Consider the following 24,302-nt stretch of genomic DNA (forward strand, 5'->3'; position numbering starts at 1 on the left):
CACGTGCTGCCGAGACCGCTCGGGTCGCCGCCGGGCGCGACCCGGCCAACCCTTGACGAGTCCCCCCGTCACTCGACAGGAGTACGTCCATGCACACCACCCAGCGCCAGATCTCCCGCGCCCTCGCCGCCGGTGCGCTCTCCGTGGCCCTGCTGTCGGCCGGTACCACCGGGGCCCTCGCCACCGAGGCCAAACCGAAGCCGAGCCCGTCCCCGACCACCATGGCCTCGATCTCCATCAAGGCGAGCGCCACCTCGGTCAAGGCCGGTGGCTCGGTGACCTTCACCGGCCGCACCTCCGGCCTGAAGGTCGGCTGGCCGCTGGTACTGCAGCACCAGAAGGCCGGCAAGTGGATCCCGCTCAAGGCGACCACGAAGACCAAGAACGGCAGCTCCTACTCGCTGACCGCCAAGCTCAACACCGTGGGCACCGAGCACCTGCGGATCTCCGCGGTCGGCAAGAAGGTCTACTCCCCCGCCGTGACGGTCAACGTGACCTGAGGCCCCTCAGCAGCAGCTCCACCAGCGCCCCGAAGTCCGCCTCGGCCTCCGGCCGCACCCACTCCCGCGCGTAGCCCGGGTCGTGGAAGCGGCCGGTGGCCTGGAAGACGGTCCGGGCCGCGGCGGCGGGGTCGGGCACGGTGAAGACACCGGTCCCGGTCCCGTCCCGGATGATCGCGGTCAGCTGGCCGGTCAGGTCGGCGATGTGCTCGGTGACCGCCGGGCCGTTCTCGTCGACCAGCACCATGTAGGTGGCGAACAGCTCCGGGTCGGCGCCCGCCTTGCGGCGCTTCGCGTCGAACAGGGCCCGCAGCCAGTCGCGCAGCCGGGCCTCGGGATCCCGGTCCCCGGCGGCGATGCCGGACAGCTGCTCCGAGGTGCGGTCCAGCCACCGCTTCGTCACCGCTTCGCGCAGCGCCGCCTTGGTCCGGAAGTGCCGGTAGACACTGCCGTGGCTGACGCCGAGCGCGCGGGCCACGTCCACCACGGTGGCCTTGGCCGGGCCGTGCCGGCGCAGCACCTCCTCGGTCGCCTCGAGGATGCGCTCGGCGGTCAGGGCCGGGGTCGGGGTCGGGGACGTCGCTGCCATGGCCTAGACGGTACCTGGCGCCGCGGTCAGTGCTCGGTGCCGAGATGGCTCATCTGCGCGGCCGGGTAGCGGGTGCCCGCCGCCGCGTCCGCCGGCACGGCCTCCTCGATCGCCGCCAGGTCGGCCGCGTCCAGGGTGACGTCCAGCGCGCCCAGCGACTCGGCGAGCCGCTCGCGGGTGCGGGCGCCGACGAGCGGCACGATGTCCTCGCCGCGGGAGAGCACCCAGGCGATGGCGATCTGCGCGACGGTCACGCCCTTCTCGTCGGCGATCTTGCGCAGCGCCTCGACGAGGTCGAGGTTGTGCTGGAGGTTGTCGCCCTGGAAGCGGGGCGAGAAGGCCCGGAAGTCGCCCGCGCCGAGCTGCCGGTCGCGGGTGAAGTGGCCGGAGATCAGGCCCCGGGAGAGCACGCCGTACGCGGTGATGGAGATGCCCAGCTCACGGGTGGCCGGCAGGACCTCCCGCTCGATGTCGCGGGTGATGATCGCGTACTCGATCTGCAGGTCGGAGATGGGCGCGGTGGCGGCGGCCCGCCGGATGTTCGCCACGCTCGCCTCGCTGAGGCCGATGTGCCGGACATGCCCCTTCTCGACCAGTTCGGCGATGGCGCCGACCGTCTCCTCGATCGGCACGTCCGGGTCGACGCGGGCGATCCGGTAGACGTCGATGTGGTCGACGCCGAGGCGCTGCAGGGAGTAGGCGGCGAAGTTCTTCACGGCGGCCGGGCGGCCGTCGTAGGCGTTCCAGCCGCCGTCCGGGTCGCGCAGGGCGCCGAACTTGACGCTGGTCAGCGCCTTTTCACGGAGGGCCGCGGGGGCGGTGCGCAGGGCCTCGCCGATCAGCATCTCGTTGTGCCCCATGGCGTAGAAGTCGCCGGTGTCGAGCAGGGTCACGCCCGCGTCGAGGGCGGCGTGGATCGTGGCGATCGACTCGGCGCGGTCGGCCTCGCCGTACAGCGCGGACATGCCCATGCAGCCGAGACCGAGGGCGGAGACGTGGGGGCCGGTGGATCCGAGGGAACGGGTGTGCATCGTCATGGCTCCACCATGGCATGACAGATGACAGATTTCAATATCTGTCATTCCATAGCCGTCCCGGCACCCGGAATGGTCCAGACCTATTGACGGGAGGTCTGGACCACGAGCACTGTCATGCCTACGACACCTCACCGCACCCCCACCGGGAGGACCGCATGCTCCGCCGCACGCTGCGCCTGCTCGCCGCCGGCCTCACCACGGCCGTGCTCGCCCCGCTCGCGATCGCCACCGCGCCCACCGCCTCGGCCGCCGACACCTGCGCGGTCAAGTCCCGTCCCGCGGGCAAGGTGCTGCAGGGGTACTGGGAGAACTGGGACGGCTCCGCCAACGGGGTCCACCCGCCCTTCGGCTGGACCCCGATCACCGACTCCCGGATCGCCGCCCACGGCTACAACGTGATCAACGCGGCCTTCCCCGTGATCCGTTCCGACGGCACCGCGCTCTGGGAGGACGGCATGGACACGGGCGTGAAGGTGGCCACGCCCGCGGAGATGTGCGCGGCGAAGGCGTCGGGGCAGACCGTCCTGCTGTCGATCGGCGGGGCGGCCGCGGGCATCGACCTCAGCTCGTCCACCGTGGCCGACAAGTTCGTCTCGACGATCGTCCCGATCCTGAAGAAGTACAACTTCGACGGCATCGACATCGACATCGAGACCGGCCTGGTGGGCAGCGGGTCGATCACCCAACTCTCCACCTCCCAGGCCAACCTGGTCCGCATCATCGACGGCGTCCTCGCCCGGATGCCGTCCAACTTCGGCCTCACGATGGCCCCGGAGACGGCGTACGTCACCGGCGGCAGCATCACCTACGGCTCGATCTGGGGCGCCTACCTGCCGATCATCAAGAGGTACGCCGACAACGGCCGCCTGTGGTGGCTCAACATGCAGTACTACAACGGCAGCATGTACGGCTGCTCCGGCGACTCCTACCCGGCCGGCACGGTCGCCGGCTTCACCGCACAGACCGACTGCCTCAACAAGGGGCTGGTCGTGCAGGGCACGACCGTCAAGGTGCCGTACGACAAGCAGGTCCCGGGCCTGCCCGCGCAGTCCGGGGCGGGCGGCGGCTACATGTCCCCGTCGCTGGTCTCCCAGGCCTGGAGGCACTACGGCACGTCCCTCAAGGGCCTGATGACCTGGTCGATCAACTGGGACGGCTCGAAGAACTGGACGTTCGGTGACAACGTGAAGTCCCTCCAGGGGCGTTGAGCCCGCCCGGACCCGGGCGGCAGGGCGGGTCCGGGCGGCGCGGGCCCGCCCCGCCCTCCGTTCGACAGACGCCGCCCGGACTCCGAGAATGGAACTGCCGGCGAGCAGTCACCGGCGGCGCCTGCCACCGGCCGTTCCCCCGGTGCTCTCGCGCCGCCGAGGAGGCCCGCCATGAGCATTCGGATCGCCACGTTCAACATGGAGAACCTCTTCCGCCGGCCCACGGCCTTCCGGCTGGAGAATCCGGCCGAGCGGGAGCAAGTCCTCGCCGACTTCGCCAAGTTGGTCGCCGTCCTCGACCTGCCGACGTACTCGGACGCCGACAAGGCGGAGATCGTCCGGATCGTCACGACGTACCGGGCGTACGACATCGACGACCCGAAACACCCGGACCCGAAGGGCCCGCCGCCGATCGTCATCAACCAGTCCCGCCCGGGCAAGCACACCGGGCTCTTCGACACGACCAGGCCGCCGAAGACCCCCCACGACATCATCGCCACCGGCCGGGGGTCGTGGACCGGATGGGCCGAACTCTCGCACGACGACCTCGACATGAGCATGGTGCGGAACACCGGCCGGGTGGTCGCGGAGGTCGACGCCGACATCCTGCTGACCGTGGAGGTCGAGGACCGGCTCACCCTGGAGCGCTTCAACACCCAGGTCCTGGCGGACGCGCTGGGCCGACGGCCGTACCCGTACAACCTGCTGATCGACGGCAACGACCCCCGGGGCATCGACATCGGGATCCTCAGCCGGCACCCGATCACGTCCGTCCGCTCCCACCTCTTCGACACCGACCCGGACCACCCGGCCGACCGGCTGTTCAGCCGTGACTGCCCCGAGTTCGAGATCCAGCTCGACGGAACGCCGCTGGTGATCCTGGGCAACCACCTCAAGAGCAAGTTCCGCGACGACCCGGAGCTGCGACTGGCCCAGGCGAAGCGGGTCGCGGAGATCTACCGGGCGGCGGCGGAACGCACCCCGCACGTCGTGGTCGCCGGGGACCTCAACGACGACCCGGAGAGCGAAGCGGTGGCGCAGCTGCTGGACACCGGTCTGCGCGATGTCATGAGCCACCCGTCCTACCACGGCGAGCCCGGCACGCACGAGCCGTGCACCCGGCTCCAGGACAAGATCGACTACCTGCTGCTCCCGCCGCCGCTGTGGCACGAGGTCCAGCACGTGGGCCTGGAGACCCGCGGCATCTTCGCGGACGGCATCAAGTCCTTCGACACCGTGACGTCGAAACTCACGGAGGCGTCGGACCACGCGGCGCTCTATGTGGACCTGGACCTGTAGGGAACTCCGGAGCACCCTCCCCCTCCCGCCCCAACGGCGACCAGCCCCAGCGACGGATCCCGGCGGCGCCGGGCACCGGCCGGTGGTTCGCCAGGGGCCGGCGGGGGCCGATCGCGCGGTTTCCCCGCGGGCCGGTGGGGCGGTGGGGCCGATCCCGCAGCTCCCCACGGGCCGGCGGGGGCCGATCCCGCAGTCCTCACGGGCCGGTGAGACCAATCCCGCAGTCCCCGCGGGCCGACGGGGGCCGATCCCGCAGTCCTCACGGGCCGGTGAGACCAATCCCGCAGTCCCCGCGGGCCGACGGGAGCCGATCCCGCAGTCCCCGCGGGCCGGTGGGACCATCCCGCAGTTCCCCGCCGGCCAGCGGGGCCGATCGCGCAGTTCCCCGCGGGCCGGCGGGGCCGATCGCGCAGTTCCCCGCGCCGCTTGGGTCGGGCGCCCTTCCCGCGCCCCTTGGGTCGGGCACCCTTCCCGCGCCCCTTGGGTCGGCCGCCCTCCCCGGCACCCAAAACGCCGAAACGCCCACCCTCCAGCCGACCGAGTCGGGTGGGAGGGTGGGCGAGAAGGCGGAAGGGCCGGGGCCTAGCAGCCCAGCAGGCGACCCGCGAGGTAGCCCTCGATCTGGTCGAGAGACACCCGCTCCTGCTTCATCGAGTCACGCTCACGCACCGTGACGGCGTTGTCCTCGAGCGTGTCGAAGTCGACGGTCACGCAGTACGGCGTACCGATCTCGTCCTGGCGGCGGTAGCGGCGCCCGATCGCACCGGCGTCGTCGAACTCGATGTTCCAGTGCCCGCGCAGCGCCTGGGCGAGGCCCTTGGCCTTCGGGGACAGCTCGGGGTTGCGGGACAGCGGCAGGACCGCGACCTTGACCGGGGCCAGGCGGTGGTCCAGGCGCAGCACCGTCCGCTTCTCCAGCTTGCCCTTGGCGTTCGGCGCCTCGTCCTCGATGTACGCGTCCAGCAGGAAGGCGAGCATCGCCCGCCCGACACCGGCCGCCGGCTCGATGACGTACGGCGTCCAGCGCTCCTGGGCCTCCTGGTCGAAGTAGGAGAGGTCCTGGCCGGAGGCCTTGGAGTGGGCGTTCAGGTCGTAGTCGGTGCGGTTGGCGACACCCTCCAGCTCGCCCCACTCGTTGCCGCCGAACTGGAAGCGGTACTCGATGTCAGCGGTGCGCTTGGAGTAGTGGGAGAGCTTCTCCTTCGGGTGCTCGTACCACCGCATGTTCTCCTCGCGCAGGCCCAGGCCGGTGTACCAGTTCCAGCGCTGCTCCATCCAGTACTCCTGCCACTTCTCGTCCTCGCCCGGCTTGACGAAGAACTCCATCTCCATCTGCTCGAACTCGCGGGTGCGGAAGATGAAGTTGCCGGGCGTGATCTCGTTGCGGAAGGACTTGCCCATCTGCGCGATGCCGAACGGCGGCTTGCGGCGCGAGGTGGTCTGCACCTGGGCGAAGTTGGTGAAGATGCCCTGCGCGGTCTCCGGGCGCAGGTAGGCGACGGAGCCGCTGTCCTGGGTCGGCCCGAGGTGGGTGGAGAGCAGGCCCGAGAACTGCTTGGGCTCGGTGAACTGGCCCTTGTTGCCGCAGTTGGGGCAGTTGACGTCCGCGAGGCCGTTCTCCGGGAGACGGCCGTGCTTGGCCTCGTACGCCTCCTCCAGGTGGTCCGCGCGGAACCGCTTGTGACAGGCGGTGCACTCGGTCAGCGGGTCCGTGAAGGTGGCGACGTGACCGGAGGCCACCCAGACCTCGGGGGCCAGGATGACGGACGAGTCGAGACCGACCACGTCCTCGCGCGACGTCACCATGTAGCGCCACCACTGGCGCTTCAGGTTCTCCTTGAGCTCGACACCCAGCGGCCCGTAGTCCCAGGCGGCACGCTGGCCGCCGTAGATCTCACTGCACGGGAATACGAAGCCACGGCGCTTGCTCAGGCTGACGATGGTGTCGATCTTGTCGGCGGCCACGGTGCTCTCTTCATTACGACGACGGGCGACGAAGCAAAGACGCTTCAGAGCGAATGCTTCAGGGTACCGGCGGGGGCTCCCCCTCAACCAAATCGGTTCCCCTCAGCAGGCTTGTTGACAACGGTTTCCATGTTTGTTGAAAATGACTCTCATGAACGTACGACGAGGCCTCATACCCGTGGCCGCCGCGACCACCGTCACCGCACTCGGCATAGCGACCCTCACTGCCTGCGGCGGCGACGCCACGGCGGCCCAGACCGGCAAGTTCGACGTCGTCGCGTCGTTCTACCCGATGGCCTACCTCGCCGATCAGATCGGCGGCAGCCACGTCCACGTCACCAGTCTCACCCAGCCCGGCCAGGAGCCGCACGACCTGGAGATCAGCCCCAAGCAGATCATCGGGATCGAGAAGTCCGACGCGGTCCTCTACCTGAAGAACCTCCAGCCCTCCGTCGACGACGCGGTCGCCCAGTCGTCGGTGAAGACGAAGATCGACGCCGCTTCCCTGACCACGCTGGAGAAGCACGGCAACGAGGTCGGCGGGCACGCGGCCTCGCACGACACCTCGAAAAACGAGGAGCTGTCCGGCCTCGACCCGCACATCTGGCTCGACCCGGTGCGCTACGCCCAGGTCGCCGAGGGCGTCGGCAAGGCCTTCGAGAAGGCCGACCCGGACCACGCCGCCGACTACAAGAAGAACACCGCGGCCCTGGTCAAGAAGCTGGACGACCTGAACACGCAGTTCAAGGACGGCCTCGCGGACACGAGGTCCAAGGTCTTCATCACCACGCACGCGGCCTTCGGCTACCTCGCCGAGCGCTACGGCCTGACCGAGGAGGCCATCAACGGCCTCGACCCCGAGTCGGAGCCGAGCGCGGCCCGCGTGAAGGACCTCGAGACCATGGCCAGGGCCGACGGCGTCACCACCGTGTTCTACGAGACGCTCGTCAGCGACAAGACCGCCAAGACCATCGCCGCCGACGCCGGTCTGAAGACGGACGTCCTCGACCCGATCGAGGGCATCACCGCCAAGTCCCGCGGCCGGGACTACTTCGCGGTCCAGGAAGCCAACCTCAAGGCACTGCAGCAGGCACTGGGCGCCCAGTGACACGCCACCTGACAGGAGACGACGAGATGAACGGCGAGCCCGTCATATCCCTGCGCGGCGTCACCGCGGAGCTGGGCTCGCGCCCCGTCCTGCGCGGCATCGACCTCACCGTGCACCGCGGTGAGGTGGTCGCGCTGCTCGGCGCGAACGGCTCGGGCAAGTCGACCGCGATCCGCACGATCATCGGCCAGGTGCCGGTGAGCGGCGGCGAGATATCCCTGTTCGGCACTGCACGCCGTTCCTTCCGGGACTGGTCGCGGGTCGGCTACGTCCCGCAGCGCACCACCGCGGCGGGCGGGGTCCCGGCGACGGTCACCGAGGTCGTCTCGGCCGGCCGTCTCTCCCGCACCCGCTTCGGTCTCTTCCACAAGGCCGACCACGCGGCCGTGCGGCACGCCCTGGGCCTGGTCGGCATGGCGGACCGCGCCAAGGACAACGTGGAGGCGCTCTCCGGCGGCCAGCACCAGCGGGTGCTGATCGCCCGCGCGCTGGTCGCCGAGCCCGAACTGCTGATCATGGACGAGCCGATGGCGGGCGTCGACCTGGCCAGCCAGGAGATCCTCGCGCGAACGCTGCGCGAGCAGGTCGAGCAGGGCACCACGGTCCTCCTCGTCCTGCACGAACTGGGCCCGCTGGAGCCGCTGATCGACCGCGCGGTCGTCCTGCGCGACGGCTGCGTCCTGCACGACGGCCCGCCCCCGCGGGCGGTCGGCCAGCACGCCCTGCCCGGCCACGACCACGTCCACCCCCACGACGAGCACACGCCACTGCGCACGGGACTGCTGAGCTGATGGACTTCCTGAACTACGCCTTCATGCAGCGGGCCCTGCTCGCCGCCGTCCTGGTCGGCATCACCGCCCCCGCCGTCGGCATCTACCTGGTCCAGCGCCGCCAGGCCCTGATGGGCGACGGCATCGGCCACGTCGCGATGACCGGCGTCGGCCTCGGCTTCCTGCTCTCGACCTCCCCCGTCTGGATGGCGACGGCGGTGTCGGTGCTCGGCGCGATCGTGATGGAGCTGATCCGCTGGTACGGCCGCACCCGCGGCGACATCGCCCTCGCGATGCTCTTCTACGGCGGGATGGCCGGCGGGGTGATGCTGATCAACCTCGCGCCGGGCGGCTCCAACGCCAACCTGATGTCGTATCTCTTCGGCTCGCTGTCGACGGTGTCCGAGTCGGACGTCACCGCGATCTGCCTGCTGGCGGCCTTCGTCCTCCTGGTCACCCTCGGCCTGCGCCGGCAGCTGTTCGCGGTGAGCCAGGACGAGGAGTTCGCGCGGGTGACCGGCCTGCCGGTACGGGCGCTCAACCTGCTCACCGCGATCACGGCGGCGGTGACCGTGACGGTGGCGATGCGCGTGGTGGGCCTGCTGCTGGTCTCCGCGCTCATGGTCGTCCCGGTGGCCGCCGCGCAGCAGCTGAGCCGCAGCTTCGCGGCCACGTTCGCGATCGCCGTCGCGATCGGTGTGACGGTGACGATCGGGGGCACGATCACGTCGTACTACCAGTACGTCCCGCCGGGCGCGACGATCGTGCTGCTGACCATCGCCGCGTTCGTCGTGCTGAGCGTGCTGGCCACCCCACTGGCCCGCCGACGCGCCCGCGCGGCCGCCGCGCGACGGCCCGCCGGGGACCCGGCGGAGTGCGCGATTCCGGCCACCAGGGGGGCCGCCGACGAGGTCGGCGTCTGACCGCCCTCAGCCCGGGCTGGCACAATGGCCCGGCAGAAGCAGTGATGTGAGGAGGCAACCGGTGACGACCGCTGGACCGCCCGTGAAGGGCCGCTCGACCCGTCAGCGGGCAGCCGTGGCGGCGTGCCTGGACGAGGTCGAGGAGTTCCGCAGCGCGCAGGAACTGCACGACATGCTCAAGCACAAGGGCGACTCGGTCGGCCTGACCACGGTCTACCGCACGCTCCAGAACCTCGCCGACGCCGGCGAGGTGGACGTCCTGCGCACGTCCGACGGCGAGTCGGTCTACCGCCGCTGCTCCACCGGGGAGCACCACCACCACCTGGTCTGCCGCGTCTGCGGCAAGGCGGTGGAGGTGGAGGGCCCGGCCGTCGAGAAGTGGGCCGAGGCCATCGCCGCCGAGCACGGGTACGTCAACGTCGCCCACACCGTCGAGATCTTCGGGACGTGCGCGGACTGCGCCGGGACCGCGGCGGAGAGCTGCTGAGCTACGCGCGGCTGAGGTGCCGGTCGAGGATCGCGCGCAGCCGGTCGGCGTCGGCGGGGTCCGGGAGGCCGCGCTTGGGCAGCACGGTGAAGCACGAGGCGTTCTTGTCGTCGCTGTAGGTGATGAAAGCGTCCTTGGTCTCCCGATAGCGGGGCTGCGCCGACCAGTTGACGGACGTCATGCTGTTGTCGGTGGTCATCGTCAGCCCGGCGTCCGCCACGGTCGCGCGAAACGTGCCGTTGCGGGCAGCGAGCTTGAGGAATGCGCGGGCCTGGAGCCGGGGTGTGAGGCACACCATGGCCACGCCCAAGGGCATCACGGTGAGCAGGAACCAGTCGGGCTTCTCACTCCCCGTCACCGAGAGCAAGGCGTTAAGCACGAAGGCGAACGCGATGAGACCGACAGCCCAGCGCCGCATCCACCCCCGTCGCCTCAACCGCTCGCGCTCCCGCAGCGCCCCCAAGAAATCTCCCACGACCGGCTGGTAGGCCAGCTCCACCACGCCCTGCCCGGCGTCCCGCCCCATGTCCATGACCATGAGGCGGGATCGTACAGGCGCAGGTCAGTTCCGGTCGAAGCACTCCTTCGGCAGCGTCGTCCACCAGTCGTGCAGGAGGTTCAGGCGGCCACTTCTGGTCCGGCTCCTGCTTCGCCGGAAGCTGCGACGAAGCGCCGCTGACCGCCGTACGCCAGTCCATCGAGAACCAGCAGCGCCCCGTGTGGCTCGACTGCCCTCGCGGGTACGGGTCAACGGCACGGATCCCTCTGTCCTGGCGTGCGCTGGCAGCGCGTGAGGAACAGGGCGCCGAGGGCGAGAGCGGGGGTGACACGCTTCGGCCCTCACGAACGGCGGATGGCCGTCAGTCGCTCTCCTGGCTGCCCTCCATCGCCAGCAGTTCCTCGTTGGGGATGGCCCCGCCGAACCGCCGGTCGCGGGAGGCGAATTCGACGCACGCCCGCCACAGGTCGCGGCGGTCGAAGTCGGGCCACAGCACGTCCTGGAAGACCATCTCGGCGTAAGCGCTCTGCCAGATCAGGTAGTTGGAGGTGCGCTGCTCGCCGCTGGGCCGCAGGAACATGTCCACGTCGGGCATGTCGGCGTAGTACATGTGCTTCTGGATGGTCTTCTCGGTGATCTTCGACGGGTCGAGCCGGCCCGCCTTCACCTCCTCGGCGATCGCCTGCACCGCGTCGGTGATCTCGGCCCGGCCGCCGTAGTTCATGCAGAAGTACAGGGTGAGCAGGTCGTTGTCCTTGGTCTGCTCCTGGGCGACCTGGAGCTCCCTGGCGACCGACTTCCACAGCCGGGGCATCCGGCCCGCCCAGCGCACCCGGACACCGAGCGAGTCGAGCTGGTCGCGGGACTTGCGGATGAAGTCGCGGTTGAAGTTCATCAGGAAGCGGACCTCTTCGGGCGAGCGCTTCCAGTTCTCGGTGGAGAAGGCGTACAGGGAGATGTTGCGCACGCCCATCTCGATCGCGCCCTGGAGCACGTCGAGGACCTGCTCGGCGCCGACCTTGTGGCCCTCGGTGCGCGGCAGCCCGCGCTCCTTCGCCCAGCGGCCGTTCCCGTCCATGACGATCGCCACATGGTTCGGGACCAGCTCGCCCGGGAGCTTGGGCGGGCGGGCGCCGGACGGGTGCGGCTCGGGCGCCTTGTACTCGCGGCGCTGACGCCCCAGGATCCCGCGTACGACCATGTGCTTCTCGTCTCCCTCTGGCTTTTCTCGCTAGCTTTTCTCTACGTACCTGAGCGAGCGCAGCCCGCGCTCCAGATGCCAGTGCAGATAGGCGGACACCAGCCCACTGCCCTCCCTGACGTGCCGGGCCTCGGCCGCGTCCGCGGTCTCCCAGTCTCCCGTAAGCAGCGCCCCGAGCAGAACCAGGGTCTGCGGCGAGGGTACGACGCTGCCGGGCACCCGGCAGTCGACGCAGACGCTGCCGCCGGAGCCGACCGAGAAGAAGCGGTTAGGGCCGGGCATGCCGCACTTGGCGCAGGCCTCGAAGCTGGGCGCGTAGCCGTTGACCGCGAGGGAGCGCAGCAGGAAGGCGTCGAGGACGAGATGCGGGGCGTGCTCCCCGCGGGCGAGGGTCCGCAGGCCCCCCACGAGCAGCAGGTACTGCTGCACGGCCGGCTCGCCCTCGTGGTCGGTGAACCGCTCGGCGGTCTCCAGCATGGCCGTCCCGGCGGTGTACCGCGCGTAGTCGGTGACGATCCCGCCGCCGTAGGGCGCGATGGTCTCGCTCTGCGTGCACAGCGGCAGCCCGCGCCCGACCAGCTCGCTCCCGCGGGCGAAGAACTGCACGTCGACATGGGAGAAGGGCTCCAGGCGGGCCCCGAACTTCGACTTGGTCCGCCGCACCCCACGGGCCACCGCCCGCACCCGGCCGTGCCCACGGGTGAGCATCGTGATGATGCGGTCCGCCTCACCCAGCTTCTGGGTGCGCAGCACGATGCCGTCGTCGCGGAACAGGCTCATGGGCCCATTCTGCCCTGTCGCCGGAAGGGGGCGTGGGGCGAGGCGGCCTTCAGGAGGCCTCGCCGCGGCTGCGGGCGTTGGCGTGGGCGGTGGCCGCGCTGAGCCGTTCGGCCTGGGTGGCGACGCGTACGGCGTCCGGGTGCGCGTCCCACTCCCGTCCTCCCCCGTACGGCCGCAACTGCACGTAGGGGCCCTCGTGGCCCATGACGATGCCCAGCCGTCCGGTACGGGTGTCGACGGCACAGGAGCCGATGGGGAGGTTCATCGCGTTCACCTCACCTGGCTCCCCCGCCCCTGGGAATTTCACGCTTCGCATCACCGGTGTGGCGCTGCGTGCCTAGACTCGGCCGGAGTCTGTCCGGGGACCCGCCGAGGACCGGGGCGGCTCGCCGCATCGGAGCTCGCTACATCAGACCCGCGCCCGCCAGGTACTTCGCCACGCACTCGGTCTCCTCCTGCGACAGCGGCACCTGGGGCTCGGCGGTGGCCGGGCAGTCGATCACCCCGCGCAGGTGCAGCGCCGCCTTGAACGCCCCCAGCCCCGCCGAGCTGCCGCCCATCCGGGCCGGGTCCCCGACACCGGTCATCCGGAAGAGACCGCACAGCCGCTCCTGCTCGGCCCGCGCCCGGTCCCAGTCCCCCGCCCGGCAGAGCCGGTCCAGGCGGACGTACCCGTCCGGGTCGACGTTGGCGAGCCCCGGGACCGCCCCGTCGGCGCCCAGCGCGAGGGCCGAGTCGACGGTCAGCTCGGACCCCGTCAGCGCGCTGAAGCCGGACAGGCCCCTGCTGCCCGTGACGACCTCGCGGAAGCCCGCCAGGTCGCCGCTGGAGTCCTTCAGCCCGGCCAGCACCCCGTCGGCGGCCAGCTCGAGCACCAGGGCGGCGGGGAGCCTGGTGTGGACGGCGACCGGGATGTCGTACGCGATGACCGGGACCGGCGACCGGTCGGCGACCAGACGGAAGTGGCGGGCGATCTCGGCCGGGTGGGTGCGGGTGTAGAAGGGGGCGGTGACGACGACCGCGTCCGCGCCGGCCGCGGTGACGGACGCGACGTGGTCCAGGACCCGGGGGGTCGTCATGTCGATGACGCCCGCCAGGACCGGGAGCCGGCCGGCCGCGTGGGCGACCACCGTCTCGGTGACCAGCCTGCGCTGCCGGTCCGTCAGGTACGCCACCTCCGACGTCGAGCCCAGCACGAACAGCCCGTCCACCCCGGCCGCCGTCAGATGGTCGACGAGCCTGCGCAGGGAGGCGACGTCCACCTCGCGGTCCGGTGTCAGGGGCGTGCAGACGGGCGGTACGACACCGGTGAGCGGGGTGGGCAGCGTCATCAGGTCTCCCTGGGCAGGCTGTGGCTCGGCTGGTCCTCCTCCACAGGATCCACGGGGTGGTGGCAGCGGTAGCGGTGACCGGGCCGTGACGCGGCCGAGAAGTCAGGCATGCGGACGGCACACTCGTCGTCCGCCCGCCAGCAGCGGGTGCGGAACGGGCACCCGGACGGCGGCCGGGTCGCCGAGGGCACCGGGCCGGTGAGCGGGATGGGGTCGATCGGGTTCAGCAGGCCCGGGGTGGCCGAGAACAGGGCCCGGGTGTAGGGATGCCGGGCGTGGTCGGTGACGTCGGCGGCCGGGGTGTCCTCGACGATCCGGCCCAGGTACATGGTGATCACCCGGTCGCTCATCCGCCGTACCGTCTGGATGTCGTGGGAGACGAAGACCAGGGCGAGGCCGAGGCGTTCGCGCAGCTCCAGGAGGAGGTTGAGGATCTGGGCGCGGACCGAGACGTCCAGCGCGCTGGTCGGTTCGTCCGCCACCACCAGGTCGGGGTCCAGGGCGAGGGCGCGGGCGATCGCGACGCGCTGGCGCTGCCCGCCGGAGAGCTGGCCGGGCAGCGCCTCGGCGAGCGCCCGGGGCAGGCCGACGAGGCTCATCAACTCCCGTACCCTGTCCTCCCGTTCGGCCTTGGTGCCGCGGTCGTGGACGTCCAGCGGGTCGCGCAGGATGCGGCGTACGGGCAGGCGGCGGTTGAGGGCCGTCGACGGGTCCTGGAAGACCATGCCGGTGCTCGCGCCGACGGTCGTCCGGCGTTCGCCCTGCGGCATCGCCCACAGGTCCCGGCCGTGGAAGGTGACCGTGCCGGCCGTCGGCCGCTGGATGCCGACCAGCACCTTCGCCAGCGTCGACTTCCCGCACCCGGACTCGCCGACCACGCCCACCGTCTCGCCGGGCGCCACGGTGAGGTCGGCGCCGGTCAGCGCGTACACCCGGTCCCGGCCGAACACGCCCCCGCCGCGGGCCCGGTGGACCACGTGGACGCCGGTCAGCTCCACCGCGCTCATGTGACCGCCTCCGTGCTCGCCGCCAGGTCGACGGCCGGGTGGTGGCAGGCCGCGGTGTGGGTGGGGGTGCCGGTGAGGCCGGGTGGTGTCGTACGGCAGATCTCGCTCGCCGCCGGGCAGCGGTCGCTGAAGCGGCACCCTGCGGGGAAGTCGGCGGGGGACGGCACCACGCCCCTGATCTGGGTGAGCCGCTCGGCCCCGGACTCCAGCGACAGCACGCTGCCGAGCAGGCCGCGCGTGTAGTGGTGGGTGGGCGCGCCGACCAGTTCCGCGGTGACGCCGGTCTCGACGATCTGCCCGCCGTACATCACCACCACCCGGTCGGTGACGTCCGCGACCAGGGCGAGGTCGTGCGAGACCAGGATCAGCGCGAAGCCGAGTTCCTCGCGCAGGCGCAGGAGGAGTTCCATCACCTGGGCCTGGACGGTGACGTCGAGGGCGGTGGTGGGTTCGTCGGCGATGATCAGGCGGGGGTCGCGGGAGAGGGCCATCGCGATGAGGACGCGTTGACGCTGGCCGCCGGAGAGTTCGTGGGGGTAGCTCCGCAGGGTTCGGGTGGGGTCGAGGCCGACGAGGGTGAGGAGTTCGGCGGGGGTGCGGTGGCCGCCGCGTCTCACCAGCTGTTTGAGCTGGGCGTTGACCGTCATGGAAGGGTTCAGGGAAGACAGGGCGTCCTGGTAGACCATCGCGATCTCGTGGCCGAGGAGGCGGCGGTGGGGGGTGGTGAGGTCCACGGGCGGCTGCGGGCCGGTGGGGGCTGGTCGCGCAGTTCCCCGCGCCCCTTTGGGGCGCGTTCCCTCACCGGCGTGGAAATCGATTCGGCCCGCTACCCGTGCCGTCTTCGGCTGCAGGCCCATGATCGTCAGGGCCGTCAGGGACTTTCCGCAGCCCGACTCCCCTACCAGACCCAGGACTTCGCCGGGATACACCTCGAAGCTGATGCCGTTGACGATGTTCACCCCCCGGTGGCGGTCCGGGAAGCCGATCGCGAGATTCTCCACGGACAGCACCGGTGGTCCCTCGTGGGAGGGGAGCGGGCGAGCACGGGCCCGTAGCCGGTCGGCCGCCTCGGTCAGGGACGGCAGCTCCGGGGCCTCCCCCGGCTCGGGGGCCGCTACGGGGTCCGGGGCCGGCTCCGTCTCCCTCGCCGCCGGTGACGCCCACGCGTCCGAGACGCCCTCGGAGAGCATGTTGAGGGAGAGGACCGTGAGGAGGATGAGCAGGCCGGGGAAGAGGGTGGCCCACCAGCCGCCGGTCAGGACCATGTTCTTGCCGTCGGCGATGACACTGCCCCAGGACGGGTCGGGGGGCCGTACGCCCGCGCCGATGAAGGACAGGGACGCCTCGAAGACGATGGCCTCGGCGACCTGGACCGTGCAGAAGACGAGGACGGGGGCGAGGCAGTTGACCGCCACGTGGCGGACGACGATGTGCGAGGTGCGGGCGCCGATGACGCGTTCCGCGGTGACGTAGTCCTCGCCGTACTGGTCGAGGACGTTCGCGCGGACGACCCGGGCCACCGGCGGGGTGAAGAGGAAGGCGATCGCGCAGATCAGGACCGTGCTGCCGCCGCCGAAGACGGCGACCAGGACGGCGGCCAGGGCGATGCCGGGGAACGCCATCACCACGTCCAGGCAGCGCATCAGGGTCTCGTCGACGGCCTTGCGGGAGGTGGCCGCGAGGACCCCGAGCAGGGCGCCGGCGACCAGGGCGAGGCCGGTGGCGCCGAGGCCGATGGCGAGGGACCAGCGGGCGCCGTACATCAGCCGGCTGAGGATGTCCCGGCCGAGGCTGTCCTGGCCCAACCAGTGGCCGGCGGAGGGGTGGCCGGTGCCGTCGGCGGGGGCCTGCTGCGCAAGGGGGTCGTCGGGGGCGAGGAGGGGGGCGAACGCCGCCACCAGGACGACCACGGCAAGGAACGCGAGGGCCGTCTTCGACAGCGGTGACAGCCTGCGCAGTCGTACGCCGGGGCGGGCGAGCGCGGTGGTGAGGGCCGCGCGGGTGAACGTCGTCATGTGGCCTCCCTCAGACGCGGGTTGACCAGGAGGTAGAGGACGTCGATGACCAGGTTGACGACGACGAAGCCGGTCGCGGTGGTGAGGACGACGCCCTGGACGACGGCCGGGTCGCCGTTCTGGACGGCGTCGATCATCAGCTTGCCCATGCCGGGCAGGGCGAAGACGGTCTCGATGACGACCGCCCCGCCGAGCAGGTAGCCGACCCGCAGGCCCAGCACGGTCAGGGGGTTGACCAGGGCGTTGCGCAGGACGTTGCGGCCGATTACGACGTGGGGCGGCAGGCCGCTGCCGATCGCGGTGCGGACGTAGTCCTTGTCGAGTTCCTCGACCACCGAGGTGCGGACGATCCGGGTGAGCTGGGCGGCCACCGGGAGGGAGAGCGCGAGGGCGGGCAGGGCCATGGTCCTGAGCCAGCCGGAGACGGAGTCCTCGGGGTTGATGTAGCCGCCGGACGGGAACCAGCCGCGGTCGACGGCCAGGTACTGGATCATCAGCAGCGCCAGCCAGAAGGCGGGGGCGGCGACGCCGACGAGGGAGAGGACGCGGATGACCTGGTCCGGCCAGCGGTCCCGGTGGATGGCCGCGGTCACGCCTGCGGCCAGCGCCAGGACGACGGCGATGCCGAGGCCCAGGAAGGTCAGCTGGAGGGTGAGCGGCAGGGCGGTGAGGACCTGGTCGAGGACCGGGGTGCGGGTGAGGGCGCTGGTGCCGAGGTCGCCGTGGAGCAGGCCGCCGACGAAGTGGACGTAGCGCAGCGGGAGGGGGTCGAGGAGACCGTTGCGTGCGCGGAAGTCGTGGAGTTGCCGCGGGGTGGGGTTGGCGCCCTGGAAGAACGCGGACGCCGGGTCGACGTCGGAGAACCGCATCACCAGGAACACGAACAGGGCGATGCCGAGCAGGAGCGGCACCAGCAGGGCGGTGCGGCGCAGCAGGATGCGCAGGACGGCGGTCATGCCGTCAGGCCCACTTGGCGGTGAGGACGTTGATGCCCGGGTAGGGCTGGGCCCTTATGCCGGTGAGTCTGCGCGGGTCCCAGGCGGTGATCAGCTCGTTGTGGACGACCGGGTAGAGGACGGCCTGTTCGGCGACGACGTCGATGTAGTCCTGGATCATCGTCTTCTTCTTGTCCGGGTCCGGTTCGCGGGTGGCCGCGTCCATGTCCTTGAAGAGCTGCTTCGCGACCGCGTTGTCGGCCCAGCGGGCGTAGCCCATCCACAGGTTCCGGGGGCCGTAGTTGTAGTGCATGATCAGGTCGGCGTCGAGGCCGAACTGGTTGGGGTTCGAGACGGCGGCGACGACCTGGTAGTCCTGCTTCTGGTCCATCTTGGTGAACACGGCCGTGGTCTCCTGCGGGGACAGGGTCGTGGTGACGCCGATCGCGTCCCAGGACGACTTGATGGTGGGCAGGCAGTCGACGAGCCAGCTCACGTTGGAGGCGAGGATGTTCACGTGCAGGCCGCTGACTCCGGCGGCCTGCAGGAGCGCCTTCGCCTTGTCGGGGTCGTGGTCGTAGACCGTCTTCGCCCGGCGGTAGGCGGGGTTGGTCTCGTTCAGGAACGAACTCGCGGGTTTTCCGTGGCCCTTGAGGGCGACCTCGACGATCTTCGCCTTGTCGACGGCGTAGTGCAGGGCCTGGCGGACCCGGACGTCGTCGAAGGGTGGGTGCCGCGTGTTGAACATCAGGAACGCGTTGTTCATCCCGGCGCCGCCGCCGACCGAAAGGCCGCCCTGTTCGAGGCGGGGGATGTTGGCGTAGGGGATGTTGTCGGAGATCTGGGCGCCGGCGTCGGACCCGGAGATCCGCGCCACGCGGGAGGCGGCGTCGACGATCGTCAGCCAGTTCATCTTCTGGAAGGCCGGCTTGCGGGGGCCGTTGTAGCGCTCGTACGCGGCGAAGGTGGTGTTCGACTTGGGGTGGTGCCCGGTCTGCCGGTACGGTCCCGAGCCGACCGCCAGTCCCTTGATCGCGTCGTCCCAGGCGCCGGGCCGGGAGAACACGTGCCTCGGCATGATCTTGGCGAGGGTGAGGCGGGCGACGCCGTCCGGGAAGGGGAACCTCAGCACCAGGTCGACGGTCCGGGTGTCGATCTTCCGGGCCTCCTTCAGCCAGCTCGCGAAGAAGCCCTGGGCGAGGGTCTGGGTGCCCGGGTCGAGGATCCGGTCGAAGACGAAGACCACGTCGTCGGCGGTGACCGGTCTCCCGTCGTGGAAGGTGGCCCCGGAGCGCAGGGTGAACCGCCAGGTGGTGGCGTTCGCGTCGGCGGGCAGCCGGGTGGCCAGCGCGGGGTAGGGGGCGCGGGTGATCGGGTCGGTGTCGGCCAGGCCCTCGTAGATGTGGTTGTTGGCGGCCATCGCGAACGCGGACGCGGTCTGGGTGGGGTCCCAGCTGCCGTCGTTGCCGTAGCCGATCACCGCGGTGAGGGTGCGGTCGGAGCCGTCGCCGCCGAGGTCGATCGTGGACTTGGGGCCGCACGCCGTCAGCGAGGAGAGGGCGGCCGCCGCGCCCAGCGCGCCGGTGTGGGCCAGGAACGTCCTGCGGCCGTGGGTCGCCTCGTCGCGCACGGTGCCTCCAGCGTGGGGGAAAGGAGACGTCGGACGTCCGGTGTTAGCGCGACCATAAGAGGGGGTTCGGGGGCGGTCAAGGCAAGGCGCGCGAATGGCGTAAACCGTCAGAGGTGGGACCAATGGCGTCGCTGGATGCCAGGATCGGCGGCGGTCGCCACCGTGGCGAGCAGCGCCGGGGATGGTGCATGGGAGCCGTCGGACGGGCCCCGGTGCAGGATCCGGAAGTTGAATCCTCCCAGCTGCTCGGGGGAGGGGATTCCTGGCTCGGGCGGCCGTTCGGGACAGCGCCCCAGACGGTCTTACGCCATCGACACCAGCCGGGTTGAGACCAGCCCGGACGAGCATCACGAGCGCGGAGTTCTTGTCCCGTGGGCTCGGACGTCATGGTCGGCCACGACTGACTTGGCCCCCTTGCGGCCGGTGTCCTGGCGCCGACGCGCGACCTTCTTGTGCAGCTTGGCTCGCAGCCGCTGCGCTTCGCGGTACCCCTTCGATGCGGCGTGTCCCTTTTTCGGCTTGCGACGGGCCGTCATCCGGTCGTACCGGGTCAGCTTCTCCTTGGCCTTCCCGCCTTGCCCGGCGTGCGGAGGCAAATGGTGGACGCGGCGTCCATATGTCACAGTGAGTGGTCGACGGACATGGTCAGGAGGCAGTACGTGGAGCAGCGGACGGAAGGGACGCCGGTGCGGCGGGGGCGCGGGCGGCGGCCCGCGGAGGAGGTGCGGGCCGACGTGCTCGCCGCCGCCGGGGCGCTGCTCCTGCGCGACGGCATGGCGGCCTTCACCTTCGAGCGGGTCGCCCAGGAGGCCGGGGTCAGCAAGACGACCCTCCACAAGTGGTGGCCCTCGCGCGGCACCCTCGCGCTCGACGGGTACTTCCACGCCGTCGAGGCCACCCTCGCCTTCCCCGACACCGGCGACATCGGAGCCGACCTGACGGCCCAGCTCCGCGCCTTCGTCCGGCTGCTCACCGGGACGCCGGCCGGGCGGGTCATCGCCGGGCTCATCGGCCAGGCACAGACCGACCCCGACCTGGCCGCCGCCTTCGGCCGGCGCTACTCGGGGCCGCGCCGTGAACTGGCCGTGGCGGCGATGCGGCGCGCCCAGGAGCGCGGCCAACTGCACGCCGACGCCGACCTCCAGATCCTGGTGGACCAGCTCTGGGGAGCCTGCTACCACCGCCTGCTGCTGCCCGACGAACCCCTCACCGAGGAGTTCGCGGAGCGGCTGGTCGCCAACCTGCTGCACGGGGTCGGCACCGGCTGAGCCGCCGGCTACGGCAGGGTCTTCTCGTACGAGCCGTCGTGGTCGGAGTCGTAGACCAGCTTGCCCGTCGCGTCGTAGCCCTTCAGGTGCGGAGCCGCGGTGACCTGCTTATGCAGGGTGCCGGTGGCGACGAACCAGCCGTGGTCGAGGACCACCTCGCCCGCGCTGTCGCCGTAGGACACCGTCATCGTGGCCACCGAGGCGCGGTAGCCGCCGATGATCCCCCAGCGGAACGGCAGCTTCCAGTCGCCCTTGTCGATGACCGACTGCTGGTACAGCTTGCCGCTGTTCATGTCCGGGACCACCGGCGTCCCCGCGTCGCCGAAGGGGTCGCCGCTGCTGGTGTTGAGACCCTCGGCCCGGCCGCCCTTGACGGTGCAGATGAGCCGGACCGGCACCGGCTTCTCCCGCACCGCGACCACGAAGTAGCCGTCGCCGGGGGCGTTGGAGTCCCCGGTGCTCCGCATCGCCAGGATGATCCGGTAGTCGGCCGGCCTGCCCAGGTCGATGTAGGTCGGGTCCTTGGGCAGGTGCTGCGCCTCGTTGTAGTCGAGGCACTTGCCGAGTCCGGCGGCGGCCTGGTCGAAGGTGATCCCGTCCAGCAGCTGGTGGGCCGCGGACGCCGGGCGCGCCGGGGCCGTCGGGGTGGCCGACGGGGTCGAGGCCGAAGAGGCCGTGGGGGCCGTCGGGGTCCCGGACGGTGCCGGGGCCGTCGAGGCGGCCGACCGGGTCGGAGCCGGGCTCGCGCTGGTCAGCACGGTGGGGCTCGGCCCGGCCGGGCTCGTCGTGGTGCTGCCGCCGCCCAGCGCGTACGCGCCGACCGGGACCGCCGCCAGCGCCGCCAGCGCCGCCCCGCCCACGGCCAGGCGCCGCCGCCGCTCCAGCACGCCCCGTCGCCGGATCTCCGGGTAGGGCACCGGTGACGGCCGGACCAGGGACGCGTCCCCCGCGAGCAGCGCCCGCACCCGGGCCTCGAACTCCGGCTCGGCCGCCCCGCCCTGCTTCTGACCGCTCACCTGCTGCCTCCCTGCACGGGCGCCGCGTGGCTCATGGCCTGCGCGAGCCCCGGAACCGTACGCAACTTCGCCAGGCCCTTGGACGCCTGGCTCTTGACCGTGCCCGGGGAGCAGCCGAGCACCTCGGCGACCTCCCCCTCGGACAGGTCCTCCCAGTACCGCAGCACCACCACCGCGCGCTGCCTGGGCGGCAGCCCGGCCAGGGCCGCGAGCAGCGTGCCGCGCTCGTCGGCCCGGGACACGGCGTCGTCGTACCCCGCGCGCTCCGGCGGTGCGTCGGTCAGTGACTCGGTCACCCGCCGCTTGCGGAACCGGTCGCTGTTGCAGCTGACCAGCATGCGGCGGACGTACGCCTCCGGATGGTCGGTCCGCGAGACGCGCCGCCAGGACCGGTAGGCCTTCGCCAGCGCGGTCTGCGTCAGGTCCTCCGCGTGGTGCGGGTCACCGGTGAGCAGATAGGCGGTCCGCACCAGGTGCGACCACCGTGCTCTGACGAACTCCTGGAACTGGGCCTCTAGTTCGGCCTGCATCAGCCACCCCCTCGCCCTCCAGACCACCGGATCCGTGGATTCGGTTGCCCGGCGGAAAGAAGCGGGCCGATTCAGGGGGCCGTGACGCGGCGGAACTCGATCGTGTCGTACGCCGTCTTCGTGCCCGTCTCGTACAGCACCCCCACCGTGGACCTGTCCACCTGGACCAGGTCAGAGTAGGCGGCCTTCCGGTCGGACAGGGTGCGGAACCTGCCGAAGGTGACGCCCTGGTCCGTGCTGGTCCACAGCGCCATGGACTTGCGGGCCGTCGGGACCGAGGGGGCGGAGAAGAGCAGCGGGCCCTCACCGCCGGGGAGTTGGAGCACCGAGCCCTCGACCACCGGGACCCTGGCCAGGGTCGGCTGGACGGTGTAGGCGGCGTCCAGGGTCTCGCCGCCGTCGCTCGACCAGGCCTCCAGGCGGTTGCCGGGACTGGAGCCGTTCTGGTCGCGGGCGTTGAAGTAGAGGCGGCCGTCGGGGAGTTGGGCGGCGGTGGTCTCGTTGGCGTTGTCGTGACCGGTGTAGGAGTCGTCGACGAAGCCGAGGTGCCAGCTGAGGCCGTGGTCGTCGCTGTAGATCGCGTGACCGCCGTAGTACTTGGCCTCCTGGCCGGTGTCGGCGGAGCCGGCGCGCGGGGCGGCGGAATGGTCTGCGGCGACGACCAGGCGGCCGCGGTGCGGTCCCCGGGTGAGCGCGACGGCGTGCCCGGGGCCGGTGGCGTACCAGCGCCAGCCGGAAAGTTTCACCTGGGCGGTGATCTCGTGCGGGCGGGTGAACCGGCGGCCGTCGTCACCGCTGCGCTGCACGTACACCCGGCGGCTCTGCGCCTTGGTGACCTGGCCGCGCATGATCTGTGCCTCGCTCACCGAGCCGTCGTTGTACGAGGTCACCAGGACGACCTGGCCGCTCTTCGGGTCCACCACCGGTGCCGGGTTGCCGCGGGTGTGCCCGTTGCCGTCGGCGACCACCCGGAGCGGGTCCCAGGTGCAACCGCCGTCGGCGGAGCGTCTGAGCACGACGTCGATGTCACCGCTGTCCCCGGTGGTGGTGTGCCGGCCCTCGGCGAAGGCGAGCAGGGTGCCGCGGGCGGAGCGGACGACGGCCGGGATGCGGAACTGGGCGTAACCGCCCTCACCGGAGACGTACGGCACGGAGGACTCGCAGCCGGCCGCCCAGGCCCTGGGCTCGACCGTGAACGCCCCGAACAGCAGGGCGGCGGCGAGGGAGAACCGGCTCGCACGGGTCACAGGAGACACATGACTCACTCCTCCATGGTGCTCCCGGCCGCCTTCACCGCACCCCCGCAACGGCCAAACGGGTCAGATGGTTTGGCGTGCCGTCAGGCCGGGGAACGGGCCGTGCCGAGCTCCTGCGCACCGGGCTGACATCGTGCGTCGCGGTGGCTCCGGCACCGGGGCGCCAACGGCAGGCGGAAGCAGGGCCGATGACGATCCGCCAGGACGCCTGCGGCCACGCGGGTGAACGACCGCCCGCTCAGGACGGCATGCGCGCCGCCGCCAGCAGCCGGCTCACGTCGTCGGCGCAGATGGTCAGGGCCGCGCCGACCGTGCCGAGGACCTCGCGTTCGGCGTTGGTGTAGGGGCCGTCGGCGAGCGCGATCCGGGCGCCCTGCAGGAGCAGGGCCTCCCGTCCGGCGGGGGCGAGGTGCGGGGCCAGCGGGTCGAGGGCCTCGTGCAGCTCTATCGCCAGGCTCGCGCGGTACGGCTGCTCGAAGACCCGGCCGGTGTCGGCGACGAGCGCCTCGACCAGCGCGCCCAGCTGGTCCTCCGTGGCCTCCTCGAAGCCGGCCGCGCGGACCGCGCCCACGGCCGCCTCCAGGGACGTACGGGCACAGGTGCCGCCGGCGGCCAGGACGGCCAGGGCGACGGTGTGCACGGCGTCGCGGAGCATCGCCGAGAAGCGGGAGGTGGTGGGGTGGTCGAGGACGTCGGTGCCGTAGTGGTGGCGGCAGGCGGCGCACTCCACGACCGGCCCGGTGGTGCCGCGCGGCAGCACGGGCACGCCGAGCAGGGTGAAGCGGCGCCGGCCGGTGAGCCGTTGGTAGTTGCGGTCACCGCCGCAGCCGGGGCAGAAGAACTCCCCGTCGCCGACGGGTGTCCAGGCGGTGCGGGTGCCCAGAATGCGGGCAGGCCTGGCGGTTCGGCAGTCTCGTCCCCGTACTGGCAGCACGTCGCACCTCCGTA

Annotated in this window: 24 protein-coding genes; 8 read left to right on the forward strand and 16 right to left on the reverse strand. The window is 71.4% G+C overall.

Annotation, left to right across the window (positions count from 1 at the left end; genetic code table 11):
* The first annotated feature begins 89 nt into the window (after nucleotides 1–89).
* Nucleotides 90–500 carry a hypothetical protein gene (locus ACFY0P_RS13760; protein ID WP_388911189.1) on the forward strand — a complete coding sequence of 137 codons (411 nt, stop codon included), beginning with the start codon at nucleotides 90–92 and terminating at the stop codon, nucleotides 498–500.
* On the opposite strand, the gene ACFY0P_RS13765 is transcribed toward ACFY0P_RS13760, so the two are convergent.
* Nucleotides 487–1,089 (reverse strand): TetR family transcriptional regulator, encoded by a 603-nt coding sequence (locus ACFY0P_RS13765; RefSeq protein WP_388911191.1) that lies wholly within the window; start codon nucleotides 1,087–1,089, stop codon nucleotides 487–489. The genes ACFY0P_RS13760 and ACFY0P_RS13765 overlap by 14 nt on opposite strands.
* Nucleotides 1,090–1,115: 26 nt before the next feature.
* Entirely contained in the window at nucleotides 1,116–2,126 is a 1,011-nt protein-coding gene (locus ACFY0P_RS13770) for an aldo/keto reductase (protein WP_388911194.1), read from the reverse strand.
* Between the two features lie 155 nt (nucleotides 2,127–2,281).
* On the opposite strand from ACFY0P_RS13770, the gene ACFY0P_RS13775 reads away from it, so the two are divergent.
* Together ACFY0P_RS13775 and ACFY0P_RS13780 are read left to right on the forward strand one after the other, a co-directional pair.
* Complete coding sequence (locus ACFY0P_RS13775) at nucleotides 2,282–3,334, forward strand: chitinase (protein ID WP_388911197.1); 1,053 nt, start codon at nucleotides 2,282–2,284, stop codon at nucleotides 3,332–3,334.
* Nucleotides 3,335–3,505: 171 nt separating this feature from the next.
* Nucleotides 3,506–4,633: an endonuclease/exonuclease/phosphatase family protein gene (locus ACFY0P_RS13780; protein WP_388911200.1), complete on the forward strand. Its 1,128-nt coding sequence runs from the start codon at nucleotides 3,506–3,508 to the stop codon at nucleotides 4,631–4,633.
* 582 nt (nucleotides 4,634–5,215) lie between these two features.
* Here the strand turns inward: ACFY0P_RS13780 and ACFY0P_RS13785 are convergent.
* A complete protein-coding gene (locus tag ACFY0P_RS13785) occupies nucleotides 5,216–6,598 on the reverse strand; it encodes a glycine--tRNA ligase (protein ID WP_388911202.1) in 1,383 nt (460 codons plus the stop codon).
* Between the two features lie 151 nt (nucleotides 6,599–6,749).
* On the opposite strand from ACFY0P_RS13785, the gene ACFY0P_RS13790 reads away from it, so the two are divergent.
* From ACFY0P_RS13790 to ACFY0P_RS13805, 4 genes are all read left to right on the forward strand, one after another.
* Nucleotides 6,750–7,706, forward strand: coding sequence for a metal ABC transporter substrate-binding protein (locus ACFY0P_RS13790; RefSeq protein WP_388911205.1), 957 nt, complete (start codon nucleotides 6,750–6,752; stop codon nucleotides 7,704–7,706).
* 26 nt (nucleotides 7,707–7,732) lie between these two features.
* A complete protein-coding gene (locus ACFY0P_RS13795; RefSeq protein ID WP_388911208.1) occupies nucleotides 7,733–8,497 on the forward strand; it encodes a metal ABC transporter ATP-binding protein in 765 nt (254 codons plus the stop codon).
* Complete coding sequence (locus ACFY0P_RS13800; protein ID WP_388911211.1) at nucleotides 8,497–9,399, forward strand: metal ABC transporter permease; 903 nt, start codon at nucleotides 8,497–8,499, stop codon at nucleotides 9,397–9,399. Before ACFY0P_RS13795 ends, ACFY0P_RS13800 begins: the two co-directional genes overlap by 1 nt.
* A 61-nt stretch (nucleotides 9,400–9,460) precedes the next feature.
* Complete coding sequence (locus tag ACFY0P_RS13805; RefSeq protein WP_388911214.1) at nucleotides 9,461–9,886, forward strand: Fur family transcriptional regulator; 426 nt, start codon at nucleotides 9,461–9,463, stop codon at nucleotides 9,884–9,886.
* A 1-nt stretch (nucleotide 9,887) separates the two neighbouring features.
* Here the strand turns inward: ACFY0P_RS13805 and ACFY0P_RS13810 are convergent, their stop codons facing one another.
* From ACFY0P_RS13810 to ACFY0P_RS13850, 9 genes are all read right to left on the reverse strand, one after another.
* A complete protein-coding gene (locus tag ACFY0P_RS13810; protein WP_388911217.1) occupies nucleotides 9,888–10,424 on the reverse strand; it encodes a YcxB family protein in 537 nt (178 codons plus the stop codon).
* A 322-nt stretch (nucleotides 10,425–10,746) separates the two neighbouring features.
* Nucleotides 10,747–11,586, reverse strand: a complete 840-nt coding sequence (locus ACFY0P_RS13815; RefSeq protein WP_388911220.1) for an isoprenyl transferase — start codon at nucleotides 11,584–11,586, stop codon at nucleotides 10,747–10,749.
* A gap of 30 nt (nucleotides 11,587–11,616) precedes the next feature.
* Complete coding sequence (gene recO, locus ACFY0P_RS13820; protein WP_388911223.1) at nucleotides 11,617–12,366, reverse strand: DNA repair protein RecO; 750 nt, start codon at nucleotides 12,364–12,366, stop codon at nucleotides 11,617–11,619.
* A gap of 49 nt (nucleotides 12,367–12,415) precedes the next feature.
* Entirely contained in the window at nucleotides 12,416–12,631 is a 216-nt protein-coding gene (locus ACFY0P_RS13825; RefSeq protein ID WP_351700527.1) for a hypothetical protein, read from the reverse strand.
* A 139-nt stretch (nucleotides 12,632–12,770) separates the two neighbouring features.
* A complete protein-coding gene (locus ACFY0P_RS13830; protein WP_388911226.1) occupies nucleotides 12,771–13,697 on the reverse strand; it encodes a dihydrodipicolinate synthase family protein in 927 nt (308 codons plus the stop codon).
* The gene (locus ACFY0P_RS13835) at nucleotides 13,697–14,704 is read right to left on the reverse strand and encodes an oligopeptide/dipeptide ABC transporter ATP-binding protein (RefSeq protein WP_388911229.1); all 1,008 of its coding nucleotides are present in this window, start codon (nucleotides 14,702–14,704) and stop codon (nucleotides 13,697–13,699) included. The genes ACFY0P_RS13830 and ACFY0P_RS13835 overlap by 1 nt, the downstream gene beginning before the upstream one ends.
* Nucleotides 14,701–16,719, reverse strand: a complete 2,019-nt coding sequence (locus ACFY0P_RS13840; protein ID WP_388911232.1) for a dipeptide/oligopeptide/nickel ABC transporter permease/ATP-binding protein — start codon at nucleotides 16,717–16,719, stop codon at nucleotides 14,701–14,703. The genes ACFY0P_RS13835 and ACFY0P_RS13840 overlap by 4 nt, the downstream gene beginning before the upstream one ends.
* Nucleotides 16,716–17,675: an ABC transporter permease gene (locus ACFY0P_RS13845; RefSeq protein ID WP_388911235.1), complete on the reverse strand. Its 960-nt coding sequence runs from the start codon at nucleotides 17,673–17,675 to the stop codon at nucleotides 16,716–16,718. Before ACFY0P_RS13845 ends, ACFY0P_RS13840 begins: the two co-directional genes overlap by 4 nt.
* Nucleotides 17,676–17,679: 4 nt before the next feature.
* Entirely contained in the window at nucleotides 17,680–19,284 is a 1,605-nt protein-coding gene (locus ACFY0P_RS13850) for an ABC transporter substrate-binding protein (RefSeq protein ID WP_388911238.1), read from the reverse strand.
* Nucleotides 19,285–19,943: 659 nt separating this feature from the next.
* Between ACFY0P_RS13850 and ACFY0P_RS13855 the strand changes: the two genes are divergently transcribed.
* Nucleotides 19,944–20,552 (forward strand): TetR/AcrR family transcriptional regulator C-terminal ligand-binding domain-containing protein, encoded by a 609-nt coding sequence (locus ACFY0P_RS13855; RefSeq protein ID WP_388911241.1) that lies wholly within the window; start codon nucleotides 19,944–19,946, stop codon nucleotides 20,550–20,552.
* Between the two features lie 8 nt (nucleotides 20,553–20,560).
* Here the strand turns inward: ACFY0P_RS13855 and ACFY0P_RS13860 are convergent, their stop codons facing one another.
* The 4 genes from ACFY0P_RS13860 to ACFY0P_RS13875 form a co-directional block, all read right to left on the reverse strand.
* Nucleotides 20,561–21,568 (reverse strand): hypothetical protein, encoded by a 1,008-nt coding sequence (locus tag ACFY0P_RS13860; RefSeq protein WP_388911243.1) that lies wholly within the window; start codon nucleotides 21,566–21,568, stop codon nucleotides 20,561–20,563.
* Nucleotides 21,565–22,098, reverse strand: coding sequence for a SigE family RNA polymerase sigma factor (locus ACFY0P_RS13865; RefSeq protein WP_388911246.1), 534 nt, complete (start codon nucleotides 22,096–22,098; stop codon nucleotides 21,565–21,567). Before ACFY0P_RS13865 ends, ACFY0P_RS13860 begins: the two co-directional genes overlap by 4 nt.
* A gap of 71 nt (nucleotides 22,099–22,169) precedes the next feature.
* A complete protein-coding gene (locus tag ACFY0P_RS13870) occupies nucleotides 22,170–23,345 on the reverse strand; it encodes an exo-alpha-sialidase (RefSeq protein ID WP_388911480.1) in 1,176 nt (391 codons plus the stop codon).
* Between the two features lie 247 nt (nucleotides 23,346–23,592).
* Nucleotides 23,593–24,288: a TerB family tellurite resistance protein gene (locus ACFY0P_RS13875; RefSeq protein ID WP_388911249.1), complete on the reverse strand. Its 696-nt coding sequence runs from the start codon at nucleotides 24,286–24,288 to the stop codon at nucleotides 23,593–23,595.
* Nucleotides 24,289–24,302: the final 14 nt, after the last annotated feature.

It is taken from the genome of Streptomyces sp. NPDC001714 (genome assembly GCF_042892755.1).
Classification (GTDB): Bacteria; Actinomycetota; Actinomycetes; order Streptomycetales; family Streptomycetaceae; genus Streptomyces.